The 17,696-nt window shown below is 45.2% G+C and carries 20 protein-coding genes; 7 read left to right on the forward strand and 13 right to left on the reverse strand.

All coding sequences use genetic code 11. The features are described 5' to 3' along the window. The first annotated feature begins 4 nt into the window (after positions 1-4). The 3 genes from NYE38_RS12320 (at position 5) to ispG (ending at position 2,414) form a co-directional block, all read left to right on the forward strand. Positions 5-769 carry a DUF1189 domain-containing protein gene (locus NYE38_RS12320; protein WP_017418158.1) on the forward strand — a complete coding sequence of 255 codons (765 nt, stop codon included), beginning with the start codon at positions 5-7 and terminating at the stop codon, positions 767-769. A 91-nt stretch (positions 770-860) separates the two neighbouring features. Further along, positions 861-1,163, forward strand: a complete 303-nt coding sequence (locus tag NYE38_RS12325; RefSeq protein ID WP_003153022.1) for a LysM domain-containing protein — start codon at positions 861-863, stop codon at positions 1,161-1,163. 132 nt (positions 1,164-1,295) lie between these two features. Then, positions 1,296-2,414, forward strand: coding sequence for a flavodoxin-dependent (E)-4-hydroxy-3-methylbut-2-enyl-diphosphate synthase (gene ispG / locus NYE38_RS12330; RefSeq protein WP_170616544.1), 1,119 nt, complete (start codon positions 1,296-1,298; stop codon positions 2,412-2,414). 34 nt (positions 2,415-2,448) lie between these two features. Here ispG and NYE38_RS12335 read toward each other — a convergent pair whose 3' ends face one another. After that, the gene (locus NYE38_RS12335; RefSeq protein ID WP_087920773.1) at positions 2,449-2,826 is read right to left on the reverse strand and encodes a DUF308 domain-containing protein; all 378 of its coding nucleotides are present in this window, start codon (positions 2,824-2,826) and stop codon (positions 2,449-2,451) included. A 133-nt stretch (positions 2,827-2,959) separates the two neighbouring features. On the opposite strand from NYE38_RS12335, the gene NYE38_RS12340 reads away from it, so the two are divergent. Then, the gene (locus tag NYE38_RS12340) at positions 2,960-3,541 is read left to right on the forward strand and encodes a nucleotidase (protein ID WP_007408297.1); all 582 of its coding nucleotides are present in this window, start codon (positions 2,960-2,962) and stop codon (positions 3,539-3,541) included. 30 nt (positions 3,542-3,571) lie between these two features. Here the strand turns inward: NYE38_RS12340 and NYE38_RS12345 are convergent, their stop codons facing one another. Further along, a complete protein-coding gene (locus tag NYE38_RS12345; protein ID WP_003153018.1) occupies positions 3,572-3,982 on the reverse strand; it encodes a Fur family transcriptional regulator in 411 nt (136 codons plus the stop codon). Positions 3,983-4,105: 123 nt separating this feature from the next. After that, positions 4,106-4,987, reverse strand: coding sequence for a YitT family protein (locus NYE38_RS12350; protein WP_017418159.1), 882 nt, complete (start codon positions 4,985-4,987; stop codon positions 4,106-4,108). A 118-nt stretch (positions 4,988-5,105) separates the two neighbouring features. Here NYE38_RS12350 and NYE38_RS12355 point away from each other — a divergent pair, with 118 nt between their 5' ends. Further along, entirely contained in the window at positions 5,106-5,360 is a 255-nt protein-coding gene (locus NYE38_RS12355) for a DUF2624 domain-containing protein (protein WP_017418160.1), read from the forward strand. Between the two features lie 28 nt (positions 5,361-5,388). On the opposite strand, the gene NYE38_RS12360 is transcribed toward NYE38_RS12355, so the two are convergent. After that, the gene (locus NYE38_RS12360; RefSeq protein WP_017418161.1) at positions 5,389-6,282 is read right to left on the reverse strand and encodes a deoxyribonuclease IV; all 894 of its coding nucleotides are present in this window, start codon (positions 6,280-6,282) and stop codon (positions 5,389-5,391) included. An 11-nt stretch (positions 6,283-6,293) separates the two neighbouring features. Further along, complete coding sequence (locus tag NYE38_RS12365; protein WP_017418162.1) at positions 6,294-7,610, reverse strand: DEAD/DEAH box helicase; 1,317 nt, start codon at positions 7,608-7,610, stop codon at positions 6,294-6,296. A 165-nt stretch (positions 7,611-7,775) separates the two neighbouring features. Here NYE38_RS12365 and vrrA point away from each other — a divergent pair, with 165 nt between their 5' ends. Further along, on the forward strand, positions 7,776-8,492 hold the full coding sequence (vrrA, locus tag NYE38_RS12370; RefSeq protein ID WP_017418163.1) for a VrrA/YqfQ family protein: 717 nt from the start codon (positions 7,776-7,778) through the stop codon (positions 8,490-8,492). Between the two features lie 122 nt (positions 8,493-8,614). After that, complete coding sequence (locus tag NYE38_RS12375; protein ID WP_017418164.1) at positions 8,615-9,559, forward strand: 4-hydroxy-3-methylbut-2-enyl diphosphate reductase; 945 nt, start codon at positions 8,615-8,617, stop codon at positions 9,557-9,559. 20 nt (positions 9,560-9,579) lie between these two features. On the opposite strand, the gene NYE38_RS12380 is transcribed toward NYE38_RS12375, so the two are convergent. The 8 genes from NYE38_RS12380 to ccpN all read right to left on the reverse strand — a co-directional run bounded on the left by NYE38_RS12380 (position 9,580) and on the right by ccpN (position 17,622). Further along, positions 9,580-10,701 (reverse strand): Nif3-like dinuclear metal center hexameric protein, encoded by a 1,122-nt coding sequence (locus tag NYE38_RS12380; protein WP_017418165.1) that lies wholly within the window; start codon positions 10,699-10,701, stop codon positions 9,580-9,582. Continuing rightward, positions 10,694-11,398, reverse strand: a complete 705-nt coding sequence (locus tag NYE38_RS12385) for a tRNA (adenine(22)-N(1))-methyltransferase TrmK (RefSeq protein ID WP_032860295.1) — start codon at positions 11,396-11,398, stop codon at positions 10,694-10,696. Before NYE38_RS12385 ends, NYE38_RS12380 begins: the two co-directional genes overlap by 8 nt. A 125-nt stretch (positions 11,399-11,523) precedes the next feature. Continuing rightward, positions 11,524-11,886, reverse strand: coding sequence for a cytochrome c550 (cccA, locus tag NYE38_RS12390; protein ID WP_017418167.1), 363 nt, complete (start codon positions 11,884-11,886; stop codon positions 11,524-11,526). Between the two features lie 350 nt (positions 11,887-12,236). Beyond that, positions 12,237-13,358: an RNA polymerase sigma factor RpoD gene (rpoD, locus tag NYE38_RS12395; protein ID WP_003152998.1), complete on the reverse strand. Its 1,122-nt coding sequence runs from the start codon at positions 13,356-13,358 to the stop codon at positions 12,237-12,239. Positions 13,359-13,550: 192 nt separating this feature from the next. Then, positions 13,551-15,362 carry a DNA primase gene (gene dnaG, locus NYE38_RS12400; RefSeq protein WP_110085428.1) on the reverse strand — a complete coding sequence of 604 codons (1,812 nt, stop codon included), beginning with the start codon at positions 15,360-15,362 and terminating at the stop codon, positions 13,551-13,553. Between the two features lie 21 nt (positions 15,363-15,383). After that, entirely contained in the window at positions 15,384-15,890 is a 507-nt protein-coding gene (locus tag NYE38_RS12405; RefSeq protein WP_014418404.1) for a YaiI/YqxD family protein, read from the reverse strand. Between the two features lie 255 nt (positions 15,891-16,145). Further along, entirely contained in the window at positions 16,146-16,958 is an 813-nt protein-coding gene (locus NYE38_RS12410; RefSeq protein ID WP_003152991.1) for a pyruvate, water dikinase regulatory protein, read from the reverse strand. A gap of 25 nt (positions 16,959-16,983) precedes the next feature. Further along, positions 16,984-17,622 (reverse strand): transcriptional regulator CcpN, encoded by a 639-nt coding sequence (gene ccpN / locus NYE38_RS12415; protein WP_003152989.1) that lies wholly within the window; start codon positions 17,620-17,622, stop codon positions 16,984-16,986. Between the last annotated feature and the right edge of the window lie 74 nt (positions 17,623-17,696).

Below are 17,696 nucleotides of genomic sequence, written 5' to 3' on the forward strand. Positions count from 1 at the left end.
GAAGATGTTGAACATATTTACGGCTTTATTGAAAAGTACATACTCTCCGGCAGATATTGCAAAAACACGGTTTCAGGGGATAGGAAAAGCGATCCTTTATGTATTTTTGCTGTCTGTCCTTTTTACGCTGCCAAGCGCTTATTACCTTTGCTCCGGCACCGTAAACTCAATGAACGGTTTCAAAACCGTGTTAAAGAAAGATTTCCCTGATTTCAGCATTTCAAACGGAGAATTGCAGACGAAAGCATCCGCCTCTAAGGAAACGGAAGCGAACGGGTTCGTCATCGTGTTTGATCCCACAGATGCTTACCGCGCGAAACAAATAGCGGCGAAACAAAATGCGATCGGCATTTTGAAAAATAAAATGGTGCTTGCTGTAGACGGACAGGCGACAGAAATGAATTATTCGCTGATGCCTGCCGATATCACAAAAAAAGAAATCATATCAGCATTAAACCAAAATAAAACAATGATCGTCACCGTCCTGTCCGTTCTGCTGTTCATCATGACAGCGGCCGGAAAATTCATTGAAGTATCATTTCTCGCCGTCATCGGCCTGATATTGAAAAATGCGCAAAGAAAGACATTGAATTACCAGCAGCTCTGGAAGCTTTCGGCTTATTCAATTACACTTTCGACCATATTCTTTACGATCATGCGCGCGCTTGTTATTACGGTGCCGAGTGAATTTTTAGTGAATTGGTTTGTAAACTTTATCATCCTTTTCCTCGTCTTAAAAGAGATACCGCGAAGAAAAACAGCTGTGTAACAAAGACTGCCCCCGGCGGTCTTCTTTTTTGTCATGAACAAAATGGGACAAGCATACAATGAAGTAAAAATGTATGCGGGAGGCGGTTTGAATGAAGCGGCTTACTTTTGTATTCGGCAGTTTATTTGTGATATTCATTATCTTTTACGATCTTAAAATCGGCACGATCCCTTCTCAAGACCTTCCGGCATACGCAGCGGCGGCACAGCCAGCCCAACAAGAAGCTTCATACAGAACGGTTACGGTCAAAAAAGGCGATACGGTGATGTCGATAGTCGGCGCACATAAAGCGCCAGATGATATTGCACAAGATTTTGAAGCGCTGAATCCGAATGTAAAAGCAAACGCCATTCAGGCAGGCACCGCTTATAAATTCCCCGTCTACCGCAATTAAACGTTAATTTCTTGTCAGTTCGGCAAATACACTGTTACAATATAACATGTAAATAGAAGTTGCCTGACATGTAAAAGGCTCAGCCTGCAAAAACGGTAACTACAATTAAGGAGCGATTGACAAGTGAGTGAAATCACACATCGTACAAAAACGCGTCCCGTCAAAGTGGGACCTTTAACAATAGGCGGAAATAACGAAGTCGTCATTCAGAGTATGACGACGACCAAAACACACGACGTAGAAGCAACAGTTGCGGAAATCAACCGTTTAGCCGAAGCCGGCTGCCAAATTGTCCGGGTGGCATGTCCGGACGAACGCGCCGCTAACGCGATTGCCGACATCAAAAAACAAATTTCCATCCCTCTCGTTGTCGATATTCATTTTGACTACAAGCTTGCATTAAAAGCAATTGAGGGCGGCGCCGACAAAATCAGAATCAACCCGGGTAACATCGGCCGCCGCGAAAAAGTGGAAGCCGTCGTAAAAGCGGCGAAAGAAAAAGGAATTCCGATCCGGATCGGCGTAAACGCGGGTTCTTTGGAAAAACGCATTTTAGAAAAATACGGCTATCCGACTGCTGACGGAATGGTTGAGAGTGCGCTTCATCATATCAAAATCCTGGAAGACCTTGACTTTCATGACATCATCGTCAGCATGAAAGCGTCTGACGTCAATCTAGCCATAGAAGCATACGAAAAAGCGTCAAAAGCATTTGATTATCCGCTCCACCTCGGAATTACAGAATCGGGCACGCTGTTTGCCGGAACGGTAAAAAGCGCGGCCGGACTCGGAGCGATTTTAAGCAAAGGAATCGGAAACACGCTCCGGATCTCTCTGAGCGCCGACCCGGTTGAAGAAGTAAAAGTAGCCAGAGAACTGCTGAAATCATTCGGTCTTGCTTCAAACGCGGCTACGCTTATTTCATGCCCGACATGCGGACGGATCGAAATTGATCTTATCAGCATCGCAAATGAAGTGGAAGAATACATTTCTAAAGTCAAAGCGCCGATTAAAGTAGCCGTTCTCGGATGCGCCGTTAACGGACCGGGTGAAGCAAGAGAAGCCGATATCGGGATTGCCGGTGCGCGCGGCGAAGGCCTTCTTTTCCGCAAAGGCCAAATCGTCCGCAAAGTCCCTGAAGAAACCATGGTCGATGAGCTGAAAAAAGAAATCGACAAGCTGGCAGAAGAACACTACGCAAAGCTTGAAGCGGAAAAAGCAAAAGCAGAACAAGAAACACAAAAAGCTTGACGGATATTCCGCCAAGCTTTTTTTTTGCGTTGTGTTAAAAAAACGGTGTAATGAAGATGCCGAGCACAAGGGAAACAATACCGATTCCCATCGCCCATCCGCCTAAAGCGCCTGCTCCTCTTCTTCTGGCGATATAGCCGACGATAATGCCGCATGCCCCTAATAAAACAGGGAGCACAAACAGGGAAATGATAGAAATAGCCAATGCTGCATACCCTATCCCCCGGCCTTCACTTACTCCGTCCCGGTTATCATCACGGTCTGCTGCCCGGTCAGAAGCACGATATGGCTCTGAAATTTCAGCCGCTGTTTCTTCTGAATAAACATCACGCGTGATATCGGTTCCTTCCGATCCATGATCCACATAGTAGTCGTTGCCTTTTCGATTTTCGTAATCGTATGCCACCTTCAATTCCCCCTTTTTCTTTTATGAAAGGAGCTTTTTTAGTTTCCGCGTTTTTTACGGATTCATGTTTGCTAAACTTTTCTGGTATTGTTAATTGTTTATGTTACACTTGAAGGGATGAATTTATAGGAGTGTGGACATGTTACGGTTAGGTATAGATATTGACGGCACAGTTACGGCACAGGATACATTTGTCCCTTATTTAAACCGCTCATTTCATCTTTCCATTACCTTGGATGATATGACTGATTATGATCTGACGAAGCTTTTGAACATTACAGACGAGGAATTTTGGGAATGGATGAACGTTCATGAAGCAGCCATATATAAAGAAGCGAAGCTCGCGGAATTTGCCAAGCAGGCACTGGACGGACTGAAAGAAGAGCACCGTCTGATCTACATTACGGCAAGACGCGGCCACTTAGAAGATGTTACGCTGGACTGGTTTGCAAACCGGGACATTCATTACGATCACATTGAGCTTGTCGGAGGCCATCACAAAGTGGAAGCCGTCAAAAAACACGGCATTGATTTATTTTTCGAAGATCACCACGGCAATGCAACAATGATCGCAAAAGAAGCAGGCATTCCGGTTATCCTTTTTAACTCCCCATATAATCAGCTCCCCATCGATTCCAATATTATCAGGGTGCAGAATTGGCTTGAAGCCGTCGCCTGGATTAATAAAAACAAACATAGCTTTCAGCATGTGAAAAGCTGAAAAAAACCTCCTGTATAAGCAGGAGGTTTTTTATCGGCACGCCGGACAGGTGCCGTAAATTTCAAACTTATGGCCGCTGATTTCATACCCTTCCAAATCATCGTGCAGCTTATCCATCGGACAGGACTCAATTTCCTTCGTTTTCCCGCAGGTTAAACAGATAAAATGGTGATGATGATGGGTATAAGAGCATGTAAAACGGAACAGTTTTTCTCCGGAAAGCTCCGTCGTTTCCAAAATGCCGAGTTCTTCATATAACGAAAGATTTCTGTATATGGTATCAAAGCTCAGACCCGGATAGTCGTCATTTAATGCGGCAAGCACGTTTTTGGCGGTCAGATATTTATCAGAATCAGCAAAAAGCTGCAGCATGTCTTCTCGCTTACTCGTATATTTATACCCTTTTTCTTTCAGCAGGTTCAACGCTTCTTGTACGTTCATGAGGACCTCCCCTTTACAACACGGTATCGCTCCAAAAAGAAAATGGCAGCTGTCTGAACAGCAGGCCATTTTCTTATGATGTATCAAATTATACCTATAAAATGATGAAAAGTAAATGAAAGCCTAGTGAATCGCGGTTTTGAACTTACCGCCCCTCGTTTCATGGGTATTCATGATCGTAATAAAGGCGTTTTTATCAATTTCAAACACAATGGACTTCAATTTAGTCACTTCAAGCCTTGTCACGACCGCGTAAATGACTTCTTTGGTTTCATCCGTATATCCGCCTTTTCCCTGAAGCTTGGTGGTTCCCCTTCCAAGCCGGTGCAAGATTGCGTCTGAAATTTCCGCATACTGATCTGCCACAATAATGACCGCTTTTGTTTCATCAAGCCCCTGGATCACGGCGTCAATCGTTTTCATGGCAATATAATAAGTCATGAAAGAATACATCGCCTGCTCCGGACCGAACACAAAACCGGCCCAAATAAAAATAAACACATTGATGAGCATAACGAATTCTCCGACTGAGAAGGGCAGCTTTTTTGTGAGAAGGATACCGAGTATTTCAGTACCGTCCATCGAGCCTCCGTTTCGGATGACAAGGCCTACCCCGAAACCGAGCAAAAGCCCGCCGAATACCGTCGCCAAAATAGGCTGGGTCGTAATGGCCTCCACATGGTGCAAGGAGGATTCAATCAGCGCTAAACCGACGATTCCGATAACAGTAGAGATGAGAAATGTTTTTCCGATATATTTATATCCGAAAATCATAAATGGAATGTTGAGTAACACAACGAATAAGGCGAAATTGAGGAGGGGATTGGACATAAAGAGGTGGTCTAAAATTAATGAAACACCGATAATGCCTCCGTCGATAAAATTATTAGGGACCAGAAACAATTCAATACTTACAGCGGCTGAACCCGCCCCGATCAGAATCATGATGACCCTGAAGATAAAGTGTAAAAATGATTCTCTTTTATGCTGTTTATTTGGGGTCATAAAATCTCCTTTCCTGTAATAACTATTTTAAACAGTAAGCAACTTCATTTTACCATTAAAAGCCGTAACATTTTAATGATTTGCTCAATACATTATGTCTAAAGAGGTGAAAGTATCGATGATTTTAATACAAAGAATTATTTTGCAGCGGCTCAATCAAGTCACTGCGGACGATCTTCTGAAATATTCCAAGCAATACGGAATCAGCATTACGAGAAGTCAAGCGGCTGAGGTAGCGGCTCTGATGCACGGAAAAAACGTCAATATTTTTGATGAACAGGAGCGGCTTCGCCTGCTGAAAAAAGTGGAAACGATAACCTCAAAAGAAACGGCTCGGAAAGTTGACGAACTTTTCAATCAATTCTCAGGGTAAAAAAGGAGGGGCAATTCCCCCTCCTTTTTTATTGAGCTGATATTTTTTTAAGAAGCTCCTGATCAAACTGCTTTTCTTTCAGCATTTCGATTTCAAAACGGTACGGCGGCTTCTTATTTTTCTTGTCTTCGCCTACATACGGTGTTTCGAGGATTTTCGGAATATCGGCAAGCTGCTCGTGATGAACGATGTACTGCAGAGCGTCAAAACCGATCTCTCCGAACCCGATATTTTCATGGCGGTCTTTCCGGGCGCCTTTAATATTCTTACTGTCATTCACATGAAGGACTTTTATCCGATCGATACCGACGATTTTATCAAACTCGTTAAGAACGCCGTCAAAATCATTGGCGACATCATATCCTGCATCATGGGTGTGACAAGTGTCAAAGCAGACGGATAGATGTTCATTATGCGTAACCCCCGAAATGATCTCGGCCAGCTCTTCAAAGCTTCTTCCGCATTCTGATCCTTTGCCCGCCATTGTCTCCAGCGCAATCTGCACGTGTTGACCGGGAACAATCACTTCGTTTAAACCTTCAATGATTTTTTTGATGCCCGTCTCAGCCCCGGCTCCGACATGCGCCCCTGGATGAAGCACGATCTGTTTCGCGCCGATCGCTGCCGTTCTTTCAATTTCAGAACGCAGAAAATCAACGCCCAGCTCAAACGTTGCCGGATTTGTCGTATTTCCGATGTTAATGATGTACGGCGCATGCACGACAATCTCGTCGATGCCGTTTTCCTTCATATGGGCGCGGCCCGCTTCAATATTCAAGTCTTCAATTTTTTTGCGGCGCGTATTTTGGGGAGCGCCCGTATAGATCATAAATGTGTTCGCCCCGTATGAAACGGCTTCCTTGCTTGCGGCAAGGAGCATATGTTTTCCGCTCATTGAGACGTGTGAGCCTAATTTCAGCAACCCGATTCCCCCTACTTTCCTCTGTTAGATTGGTTTCTTCTCTGCTTCTTTCTGATTTTTTCCATTTCGTAGCTCATTTTCTTTTTATAGCCCGGCTTTACTTTTTTCGGCTTTTTCACAAGGCGTTTCGCCATTTGGTCAGCCTCATTTGCCGTCTTTTTGCGATTTTTGCGGCGGTGGCGGTCATCGCCTTTCTTCCATTCGCCGTTTACAAGCTCCGCATATTCAAACACAATACCCATCTTTTCGAGTCTTACGAGCGCATCTTCGTCAGAAAGCTCATAAATGGTCAGTGCTTGGCCTGATGAACCGGCGCGTGCGGTTCTCCCGACGCGGTGAACATAAAAATCCAGATCGTCCGGAAGCTCATAGTTGATGACGTGGCTTACGCCTTTAATGTCAATTCCTCTTGCCGCAAGGTCTGTCGCAATGACATAAGTGAATTCCAGATCATTAATCTGCTTCATTACCTTCTTACGCTCACGCGGCGTTAATCCCCCGTGCAGAAGACCGATCCTCATGCCCTTTTCAGTCAGGTATTTCGCAATATGGTCAGCCGTGTTTTTCGTATTGGCAAACACAATGCCCAGATAAGGGTTCAGATGAGACATCATATCAAAAAGCAGTTTGTCTTTATCACGCTGTTTAGAAGGAACCAAAACATGTTCAATCTTTTCGGCTGTGATTCTTTTCGGCTCAACATGCGCGTACTTCGGATTTTCCATATACTTTTTCAAAAACGGCTTCAGCTTTTCCGGAATCGTAGCTGAGAACACAAGCATCTGAAGTTCTTCCGGCATCCGCGATCCGATATAATCAACGTCTTCTAAAAAGCCCATGTCAAGCATCAGATCAGCTTCGTCAATGACGAGAGACTGCGCTTTATAGACGTTCAATGCCTGCGCCTTAATCAGATCCGCGATCCGGCCCGGCGTTCCGACGACGAGATGAGGCTGTGTTTTCAGCTTATCAATTGATTTTTGCTTGTCCGTCCCGCCGATGAAGCATTTTGTCCGGATCGGCTCATCTTCCGCACCCTGTGTGATTTTGAGCGCTTCCTGATGAATCTGATTGGCAAGCTCTCTCGTCGGCGCCGTGATAACAGCCTGCACCGTATCAGAACCCGGATCAATCCGATTCAAAATTGGCAATAAATAGGCGTGGGTTTTCCCCGTCCCCGTCTGGGACTGCCCGATCACGCTTTCGTTTTTCAGTACGGCAGGTATCAGCCGCTTTTGAATATCTGTCGGTTCATAAAAACCAAGGCGGTGAACTGCATCTATAATAAACGGTTTTAAGTTGTATCCATCAAATTTAGTTTCTTTCATTTTTCCCAGCTCCTTAAAGCGGCACATTCTGTGTCCATCATCACATTATAACCGATTTTATTTAAAAACACCATGTCTTGGGGGAATCCTGTTTTCGAGACAGAAAAGCAAATGCCCCCTCCGATGCATATTGTAATAGCAGAGAGACAGAAAGGAGGTACAAGTATGTTTCCACAGCAGCCGATGAGAAATATGGCGCAGCAGGGCCGGCCGTTGATGAATCCGCGTATAAGGATGGGAGGAAGACCGTCATTGCCGGGCCGGCAGCTGATGCAGCAGGGCCGGCAGCTTTTCCCTCAGCAGCAGATTGCAGGAGCAGGCCTGAGAAACGCAGGCACAGGCGGAGGGGGCTTAAAAGGAATGCTTTCCCGTTTTTTACCCGGTTCAGGAGGAAGCGCTGCCGCGTCCGCTCCGACAGCGGCCAGCGGAGGAGCAGGCGCCGGACTGCAGGGATTGCAGGGGATTCAGAGTCTGGCAAGTCCGGCATCCCTGTCGAGCATGCTCGGCAACGTCCAGAAGGTGCTGGGCGTGGCGCAGCAGGTTACGCCGATGATCCAGCAGTACGGCCCTTTAGTACGGAATCTGCCCGCCATGATGAAGCTTTACAGTCAGTTAAGCAGCAACGATGATGAGACAGAAGATAAAGATGAGAATAAATCTGACGAGACAAAAGAAACAGACGAACAAGACAAAAAGGATGAAGCTGAAAAAACAGACGAAACAGAAGATGAAAACAAATCAGACGCCTCGTCTAAAACGTCAAAGAAAACGTCTGAAAAAGCATCCGCTTCAAAAGAAAAAGATGACGCTGAAGCAAAATCAGAAGAACGGCCGCGTCCAAAAAGAACATCGGGCAGATCAAAACCGAAATTATATATTTAACATTCTTTGATATCTCACGAAAGATTAGCTATAATGAGATCAGAAGAATGCAAGATTTAAGCCGTTTAACTACGGCTTTTTATATTGCCTCTACACTCACTTTTGATAGGAGGACATCTACATTGGACGTTATCAAAATCTCGCCGCGCGGCTATTGTTACGGCGTTGTTGATGCCATGGTCATAGCCAAAAACGCGTCACTCGATAAAACATTGCCAAGACCTATATATATACTCGGAATGATCGTTCACAATAAGCATGTCACAGATGCGTTTGAAGAAGACGGCATTTACACGCTTGACGGCACAAACCGTCTGGAGATTTTAAAGCAGATTGAAAAAGGAACCGTTATTTTCACGGCTCACGGAGTATCTCCGGAAGTAAGAAAAGCCGCTGAGGAAAAAGGGCTCGTTACGATTGACGCCACATGCCCGGACGTCACAAAAACACATGACTTAATCCGAAAAGTAAAAGCGGAAGGCTATCACGTCATTTATATCGGCAAAAAAGGCCACCCCGAGCCTGAAGGAGCCGTCGGCGTCGCCCCTGAAATCGTGCATCTCGTTGAAACAGAGGAAGACGTGAGAAACCTCGATATTCAGGCTGAAAAATTAATCGTTACAAACCAAACGACAATGTCCCAGTGGGACGTCCACGATATTATGGAATCAGTCAAAGAAAAGTACCCGTACGTGGAATACCATCAGGAAATCTGCCTGGCCACACAGGTTCGTCAAGAAGCTGTATCAGAGCAGGCAAAAAAAGCGGACTTAACCATTGTTGTCGGTGATCCGAAAAGCAATAACTCCAACAGGCTGGCGCAAGTGTCAGAAGAAATCGCCGGAACAAAAGCCTACCGAATCGGAGACATCAGTGAACTGAAGCTCGAATGGCTGAAAGACGTCAATACCGTCGCCATTACCGCAGGCGCATCAACACCGACACCGATTACAAAGGAAGTCATCCGCTTTTTAGAGCAGTTTGACCACAACGATGAATCGACATGGCAGCTTGAACACAGTGTGCCGCTTAAAAAAATCCTTCCGAAAGTAAAAATAAAAAACTGAGGCCCGGGGCCTCAGTTTTTTTATAAGAAGGTAAATGGGTTTGTATCTGTTTCGGAAGCGAAAATGCGCACGTCATAGTTTTTCTCTCCGGCCATTGCCGTAAGCTTCTCAGCCGTGCCTTTTCTCATGATCTTTTCAGCATAATGCCCAGGGTCCACAACGTTTAATCCCATCATCATCGCATCATGCGCTACATGGAAATAAAGATCGCCCGTCACGTAAACATCTGCACCCTTCCGCTTTGCCTGATAAATATATTTATTTCCGTCACCGCCAAGAACCGCGACTTTTTTCACCTTGCTGTTTCGCTCTCCGACCATCCGGACTCCGTTAACGTCAAACTTTTCTTTCACAAACAGAGCAAACTCTTCAAGCGTCATGTCCTGCTGAAGTTTTCCGATCCGGCCGAGTCCTTTTTCAAGCGGAGACTGCTCCACCGGATAAATATCATACGCTACCTCTTCATACGGATGGCTTTTTTTCAGCGCTTTTACGACGGTTTTCTCCATACTTGCCGGAAAAACGGTCTCAAGTCTCACTTCATGGACGAGTTCCAGCTCTCCCGTCTGTCCGATAAACGGGTCTGCCCCCTCCAGCGGCTTAAAGCTCCCGATTCCCTCAGAAGAGAACGCGCAATGGCTGTAATTGCCGATATGTCCCGCTCCGGCGTTGCCGAGTGCGGTTCTTACAGCTTCTTCATAGTCTTTCGGAACATATACGGCAAGTTTTTTCATCGGGTCCGAATATGTCGGGACGAGCACTTCTGTGTCTGTCAGGCCGAGAGCTTCGGCAAGCAGATCGTTAACACCGCCGTCCGCTACATCAAGATTCGTATGAGCCGCATATACGGCAATATCATGCTTTATACATTTCTCAATCAGTCTTCCGCCCGGCTGATCAGTGGTGATCTGTTTAAGCGGCCGAAAAATCGGCGGATGGTGGGCGATAATTAAGTCAACTTTTTTCTCAATGGCTTCATCTACCGTTTGTTCCAAAACATCCAGTGTCACCATGACATTTTTCACCGGCTTATTCAATGTACCGATCTGCAGTCCGATTTTATCTCCTTCCACCGCATAAGCCTTCGGTGAAAATTGTTCAAACAGCTGGATGATTTCCTGTCCGTTCACATGTTTAGGCATGTCCGATTACCTCCTTCAGCAGAGAAATCCGCTCTTTCAATTCAGCTAATTTTTCATGATTTTCATGCTTTGCGCTGCGGCTGATCTGTTCATAAATTTGTTCAGTATGCTTAAGTTCCTGGCTCCATTTCCGAAGAAACACTTCATTCCTCTCTTTTAACAAAAACGGACCCGCAAGCATTCCGGCAGCCATCGGCACGTCCCGATAAGGCGCATCACGGTCGCCAGTTTCCGCAACGAGGATTTCATAACACTTTCCGTCTTCTTCGAGAATCACTTCATCAAGCAGTTCATAGCCTTCCTGATACAGCCACTCTCTTATATGAACGGCATGAATATTCGGCTGCAGAATCAGCCGTTCACGCCCCGTCAATTTCGTTTTTCCCGATTCCAAAATATGAGCGATCAGCGCTCCGCCCATGCCGGCGATCGTAATGGCGCCGGCTTCTCCTTTTTCAAGGACGCTCAGCCCGTCACCTTTCCTTACGGAGATAAGAGTGCTTAAGTCCAGTTTTTCCACCTGCTGTTTGGCGGATAGAAACGGTCCGTCTGTAATTTCACCGGCGATTGCCCGGCTTGCCAAATGATTCAAAACGGCATAGCAAGGAAGATACGCGTGGTCCGACCCGATATCAGCAACCAGGGCACCCGGAGGGATATATTCCGCCACAGACTGCAATCTTTTCGATAACTTCATTTCATTCACAATATCACAACTTTTCTCAGGTTCTTTTTCCTTTACTATCATATAAAAAAACCGCCCGGAATCCAAGCGGCGGATAGAGTTTTTCATATGTCTTTTATATAGGGACCGGTAAAGCTTTATTTAATGTCAGAAACCCATTTTGCCATGTCATCCAGCTTTTCGGCCGGCACAAGGCCCGCGGGCATCCCGTTGCCGCCTTTTTCAATTTTTGTTTTAATCTCAGCGACATCTTTTCTTTTGCCGACGCCTTTTAAGTTCGGCCCTGAGACACCTTCATAGTTTTCCCCGTGACAGGTGATGCAGTTCGCTTTATAAATTTCTTCAGGTGAAGCGTTTGCAGTTTCCTTTTCGGCATTTTTGCTTTCACCGCCGCTTGCGATCTGATGCGCATCTCCATTTCCTTTCACTGACAGAAAGAAAGTCAGCCCTATTCCCAGAACTGCAATGAGCAAAAAAGGAATCAGCGGATTCCACTTCATATCTCCATCCCCCTTTTTCATTCTCCCCCTATGTAAACACTTCTAATTCTAACTTATTTTTACAAAAAGTAAATGGTCTTGCTCAGCAATTTCATTGATTTCACAATTTATACAAAAAGCAAGAATAACTGTTTTGTTTATCACAAAATTATCTTTATTCTATTGTATAATGAATTGTATACGCTTACAATAAAGAATATAAATAAACTTATCTCATTTTCCCCCTTTCAGGACATGCCGCATTTTTTCCGAACTCATTTGCAAAACATATGCTTATCCAGTAAAATAAAGGTATATTATCCATATATCTTATACATAAAAAAGAACGGATCAAAAAGACCCGTTCCATTCTATTCGAGAAAATCCTTCAGACGTTTGCTTCTGCTCGGATGTCTCAATTTGCGAAGCGCTTTTGCTTCAATTTGGCGAATACGCTCTCTCGTTACTCCAAACACTTTGCCGACTTCTTCCAAAGTTCTTGTGCGTCCGTCATCCAGACCGAAACGGAGACGCAGCACGTTTTCTTCACGATCTGTCAACGTATCCAGCACATCTTCCAGCTGTTCTTTTAAAAGCTCATATGCCGCATGATCCGACGGAGATGTCGCTTCCTGGTCTTCGATGAAGTCACCGAGATGTGAGTCGTCTTCTTCACCGATCGGCGTTTCTAAAGAAACAGGCTCTTGAGCAATTTTTAATATTTCACGGACTTTTTCAGGCGTAAGATCCATGTCTTCAGCAATCTCTTCCGGTGTCGGCTCTCTGCCAAGATCCTGAAGAAGCTGACGCTGCACCCGGATTAATTTGTTGATGGTTTCCACCATGTGAACCGGGATACGGATTGTTCTCGCCTGGTCAGCGATGGCGCGTGTAATCGCCTGTCTGATCCACCAAGTCGCATACGTACTGAATTTATATCCTTTACGGTAGTCAAACTTCTCGACGGCTTTCATGAGACCCATGTTTCCTTCTTGGATCAAGTCTAAGAAAAGCATGCCGCGGCCGACATACCGTTTAGCAATGCTGACAACTAAACGAAGGTTTGCTTCAGCCAGTCTGCGTTTAGATTCCTCGTCACCCTCTTCAATTTTTTGAGCGTAGGTGATTTCTTCTTTAGCAGAAAGAAGATTTACCCGTCCGATTTCCTTAAGGTACATGCGGACTGGATCATTGATCTTTACGCCAGGCGGTACGCTGAGGTCATTAAGGTCAAATTCTTCTTCGGCTTTGGCAAGCTGTTGAATATTAGGATCTTCCGTTTCTTCATTTTCACTAATTAATTCAACACCTTGTTCTCCTAAAAATTCATAATACTCATCCATTTGGTCTGATTCAATTTCAAAGCTGGACATGCGTTCAGCAATTTCTTCATATGTTAAAACGCCACGTTTTTTTCCAGTTTCAGTAAGCTGTTCTTTTACCTGGTCTAATGTAAGTTCTGTTTCTGTTTCGTGGGTTTGTTTATCAGCCATTATGGATCCCTCCTTCCAAAGCTTGCAACGAATTCTAAAAGCGGTATGTTTCTTATCCGCCCCGGAAGCCTTCTCTCTTTTTCAGCATGCAGGGCTGCGGATAATAAATGACAATTCATGATGAGGTTAAGCGATCTATTTGCTCCTCCGCAAGGAATCATTGCCAATCAGAACGCAAGCCTCTTTTTGGTGTTACTTTAATGATCGGTTCAATGCAACAATTTCTTGAGCCAGAGACGCAGCTTTCAAGAAGTCTTTCTGCCTCTCCGCATCCGCTCTTTCTGCTTCTTTTTCCTTTATCATTGACCATTTTCGGTGATCCAACACTTTTTTTACGTAATCGGATAACTCGGCCTCTGAGAGCTCCTCGTTTACTTGGAGCATCCCTATATCTGAAAGCAGCTGGCTGATTTCCTCATCCTGCATTCTCGCCATAAGATGCTGCGGCGTCATGTCAGCACCCTCTTCATAAACAGCGTACAGGTATGCTGCCAGCGCACGATGTCCGTCAATGTTAAATTCAAAGCCGACACGCTCAATCACTTTCTTGATGACGTTTCGGTCTCTCAGCATATGAGCGAGCAGAAGTCTTTCCGCGTTCTCATAGGCGGGACGGAGACGGCGCCGTTTCGCTTTTGTCGTCACCCGGGCCCGTCTTGTCTGCGGTTCGGCGTTTTTGTCGCCGGGGGTGTTTTGTCTGGCGTAGATGGAAAGCTGTTCCGTCAAAGATTCTACCGAAAGAGAAAATTCCGAGGCGAGCTGCTTCACATACATTTCCTGCTCAAGCGACCCGGAAAGAGCGCTGATTTCTTTCAGCACTTCTTTCATATAAGCGAGCCGGTCTCCTTCGTCAGATAAGTTTTTCCCTTTGCGGAAATATTGCATTTTAAAAGCCATGACCGTAACGCTTGCATCAATGATATCGGTCCGGAATTTTTCTCCGCCCCGGGTTCTGATATAATCATCAGGATCAAGCCCGTCAGGCAGCATGCTTACTCTTACCTTACAATCGGCTTTCTGGAGCAGGCCGGCCGCTTTCAGCGTAGCTTCGTACCCGGCTTTATCCGAATCGTAACAGAGAATGACCTCCTGAACATTTCTCCTGAGGATTTTCACATGTTCTTCGGTGAGCGACGTCCCCATTGTGGCGATACTTTCTTTTACGCCTGAGCTGACGGCGGATATGACGTCAGCGAAGCCTTCAAACAGAACGGCTCTCTCCTCTTTCCTGATCGGCAGGCGCGCCTTATGAAAGTTATACAGAAGCTTAGATTTATGAAACAGCGGCGTTTCCGGGCTGTTCATATATTTCGGCTGCTGGCTTCCGAGCGCCCTTCCTGAAAAAGCCGCCACGGCTCCGTGGTGATCATGAATGGGAAACATAATTCTGTTTCTGAAACGGTCAAAATACCCGCTGCCGTCTTCCCTTCTGATCAGCAGACCCGCTTTTTCCATCAGTTCTTCCTCAAAACCGCGCTTTTTCAAGAATTTCGTCATGAAATCCCAGGAATCCAGCGCGTAGCCGATTTCAAACTCATCTATGAGCTCTTTCGTAAAACCCCTTGATAAAAGGTAATCTAACGCTTCCTGGCCTTCCTTTGTATTTATTAGCAAATGATGGTAAAATTTCTTCAGAAGCTCGTGGGCTTCCGCCATCTTCTGCTCTCCGGAAGATTCCGGCCTGGATGCAGAGTGAATCGTTATATCATCAGGGAAATCAATCTGATATTTATCCGCAAGGTGAGAAACAGCTTCCGTAAATGAATAGCCTTCCATCTGCCGTAAGAAAGAGAAAACGTTCCCGCCCGCACCGCATCCGAAGCAATGAAAGATCTGCTTATCGCTGGAGACGGAAAACGAGGGCGTGTTTTCCCCGTGAAACGGACAGAGCCCAAAGTAGTTGCGGCCTTGCTTTTTCAATTGGACATAATCACCTATGACTTCAACAATGTCTGCTGACTGCTGCACCTGATTAACTACTTCATCTGGTATGCGGTTTCCCATCTTATAACACTCCGTCGTACATTATTCGATGTTTTGATTTGAAATCCCTTCATCATTCGACAGGATTTTTTTAAGCAGGGTAACAAATCGATTCCGATCTTCTTTATTTAATTTTTTAGGTCCTTTGGAATGAATGCCGCTTCTTCTCATTTTGCCTGACATATGACGGCTCATCAGAGCGAAGTCAATCGTGTCTTCAGTATAAGAACGGCCCCTTTCCGATAAGACGGCAATATTTCTGTTCAGCAAAAGAGAGGCTAAACCGATATCCTGCGTGACTACGACGTCTCCCGATCTCACATGGTTTGCGATATATAAATCCGCCGCTTCTTTATGAGGATCAACGTATACCCAGTTCTCGTCTTTGCTTCTGGAAAGCTGGTAGTGTTCAAATGATGCGACGAAAATAACCCGAACGCTGAATTGCGATGCAATGAGCATTATTTCCTCTTTTACGGGGCATGCGTCTGCATCGACAAAAATCGTCTTTTCTTTTTCATTTAGAAGACTAATTCTCCATCCCTCCATCAATCTCCTGCATAAAAACAAGCGAAATCGCATATGCTCCATGACTGCGGATCTATTTTGAGCTTTGTCGAAAAATTTCCGGGAGTTATTCTTGACATCTTACCCATAATAGTTTATTCGTATCACACGAAGCTTAAACCTAAAAATAAACATTTTATCACAATTTTTTATTATAATACAAACTTCGCGAAGATGCCATCCTTTTTGTTTATTCCCTATTTGCATACCCAAAAACCCAGGATAAAGCGTCCTGAGTTATCGGCCCTTTGTTTTGAGATGATGAATGATGTTCGCTGTTTCCTCGACCGCTTTATTCGAAACGTCAACGACTTGGCAGCCGATCCGGTCCACGATTTTCTCAAAATACTCCAGCTCTTCTTTAATTCTGTTGATATTGGCATAAATGGCTTTGTCATTTAAGCCGAGAGATTTTAACCGTTCTTTACGTATATGGTTCAGTTTATCAGGGCTGATTTTTAAGCCGATGCATTTTTTCGGATCAACGCTGAACAGTTCTTCCGGCGGATCGACCTCAGGAACGATCGGCACATTGGCCACTTTCAGACGCTTATGGGCAAGATATTGTGATAATGGGGTTTTAGACGTTCTGGATACTCCGAGCAGGATGATATCGGCTTTTAAAATGCCTCTTGGATCCCTGCCATCGTCATATTTGACGGCAAACTCGATCGCCTCGACCTTTTTGAAATAATCTTCATCAAGCTGGCGGACGCGGCCCGGTTCATATTTGGCGGTCAGACCGTAAGCCGATTCCATTTTATCGATGAGCGGACCGATAATATCGTAATACAGCACATTCGCTTTTTCCGCTTGTTCAACCAGGTATTTGCGCATTTCAGGAACAACGAGCGTAAAACAAATAATGCCGCCGTCCGCTTTGGCGAGAGACACGACTTCATTAATGGTGCCGATATCTTCCACATAAGGTATTCTTCTGATATGCGTATCATCGGCTGAGCCGTTAAACTGGCTGAGCGAGGCTTTTACAACGAGTTCGGCGGTTTCTCCGACTGAGTCTGATACTACATAAATGATGCGATTGTCCATGTTATCCCCCCGTTAGTTTTCAAGCTTATATGATTTCATTTTCTGATAAACTGACAAGTATCTTAGTCATATTCGTTTTGGTAAACCGGCCGATGACCTCAAAGCCTTTATCCGTATCTTTAATAACGGGCAGGGCATCGATCTGTTTCTCAATTAAATACTTGGCGATGTCCATCACATAATCATCACGCCGGCAGACGGCGATATTCGGCATTCTTGTCATGATAATATGAACCGGTATTGAGGCAAGTTCCTGCTGGCCGATGCTCGCCCGCAGCAAATCTTTGCGTGACAGCACACCGACTAAGACAGCATCACGATCTACGACAAATAACGTGCCGACATCTTCTAAAAACATGGTGCAGATGGCATCGTATACCGAGACATTTTCATTGATGACAACAGGGATCGATTGAAAATCTTTCACTTGCAGCTTTTTCAATTTATCGGCAAGCAGCTGATTTCCCGTTTTCCCCGTATAAAAATAACCGACCCGCGGACGGGCCTCTAAGAAGCCTGACATGGTGAGTATGGCCAAGTCCGGCCGCAGCGTGGCCCTCGTTAAATTGAGCTGTTCTGCGATATGCTCTCCGGTAATCGGGCCGTTTTCCTTTACAATCTGTAAAATTTGTTCTTGCCGTTTATTTAATTCGATCGTACTCACCACCTTTATGGAAGGGTTTCTTTATCTATGTTTTCATTCTGTGATGTTATGTAAAAGGGGAAAAGACGATTGCC

This window comes from Bacillus sp. EU63 (assembly GCF_038592915.1).
Lineage (GTDB): Bacteria > Bacillota > Bacilli > Bacillales > Bacillaceae > Bacillus > Bacillus velezensis.

What these genes read in the sequence shown, in the direction of transcription:
- NYE38_RS12320 (WP_017418158.1), top strand. Translation starts at nt 5, where the DNA reads ATGTTGAACATATTTACGGCTTTATTGAAAAGTACATACTCTCCGGCA.
- NYE38_RS12325 (WP_003153022.1), top strand. Translation starts at nt 861, where the DNA reads ATGAAGCGGCTTACTTTTGTATTCGGCAGTTTATTTGTGATATTCATT.
- NYE38_RS12340 (WP_007408297.1), top strand. Translation starts at nt 2,960, where the DNA reads ATGTTACGGTTAGGTATAGATATTGACGGCACAGTTACGGCACAGGAT.
- NYE38_RS12345 (WP_003153018.1), bottom strand. Translation starts at nt 3,982, where the DNA reads ATGAACGTACAAGAAGCGTTGAACCTGCTGAAAGAAAAAGGGTATAAA.
- NYE38_RS12350 (WP_017418159.1), bottom strand. Translation starts at nt 4,987, where the DNA reads ATGACCCCAAATAAACAGCATAAAAGAGAATCATTTTTACACTTTATC.
- NYE38_RS12355 (WP_017418160.1), top strand. Translation starts at nt 5,106, where the DNA reads ATGATTTTAATACAAAGAATTATTTTGCAGCGGCTCAATCAAGTCACT.
- NYE38_RS12365 (WP_017418162.1), bottom strand. Translation starts at nt 7,610, where the DNA reads ATGAAAGAAACTAAATTTGATGGATACAACTTAAAACCGTTTATTATA.
- vrrA (WP_017418163.1), top strand. Translation starts at nt 7,776, where the DNA reads ATGTTTCCACAGCAGCCGATGAGAAATATGGCGCAGCAGGGCCGGCCG.
- NYE38_RS12380 (WP_017418165.1), bottom strand. Translation starts at nt 10,701, where the DNA reads ATGCCTAAACATGTGAACGGACAGGAAATCATCCAGCTGTTTGAACAA.
- NYE38_RS12385 (WP_032860295.1), bottom strand. Translation starts at nt 11,398, where the DNA reads ATGAAGTTATCGAAAAGATTGCAGTCTGTGGCGGAATATATCCCTCCG.
- cccA (WP_017418167.1), bottom strand. Translation starts at nt 11,886, where the DNA reads ATGAAGTGGAATCCGCTGATTCCTTTTTTGCTCATTGCAGTTCTGGGA.
- rpoD (WP_003152998.1), bottom strand. Translation starts at nt 13,358, where the DNA reads ATGGCTGATAAACAAACCCACGAAACAGAAACAGAACTTACATTAGAC.
- dnaG (WP_110085428.1), bottom strand. Translation starts at nt 15,362, where the DNA reads ATGGGAAACCGCATACCAGATGAAGTAGTTAATCAGGTGCAGCAGTCA.
- NYE38_RS12405 (WP_014418404.1), bottom strand. Translation starts at nt 15,890, where the DNA reads ATGGAGGGATGGAGAATTAGTCTTCTAAATGAAAAAGAAAAGACGATT.
- NYE38_RS12410 (WP_003152991.1), bottom strand. Translation starts at nt 16,958, where the DNA reads ATGGACAATCGCATCATTTATGTAGTATCAGACTCAGTCGGAGAAACC.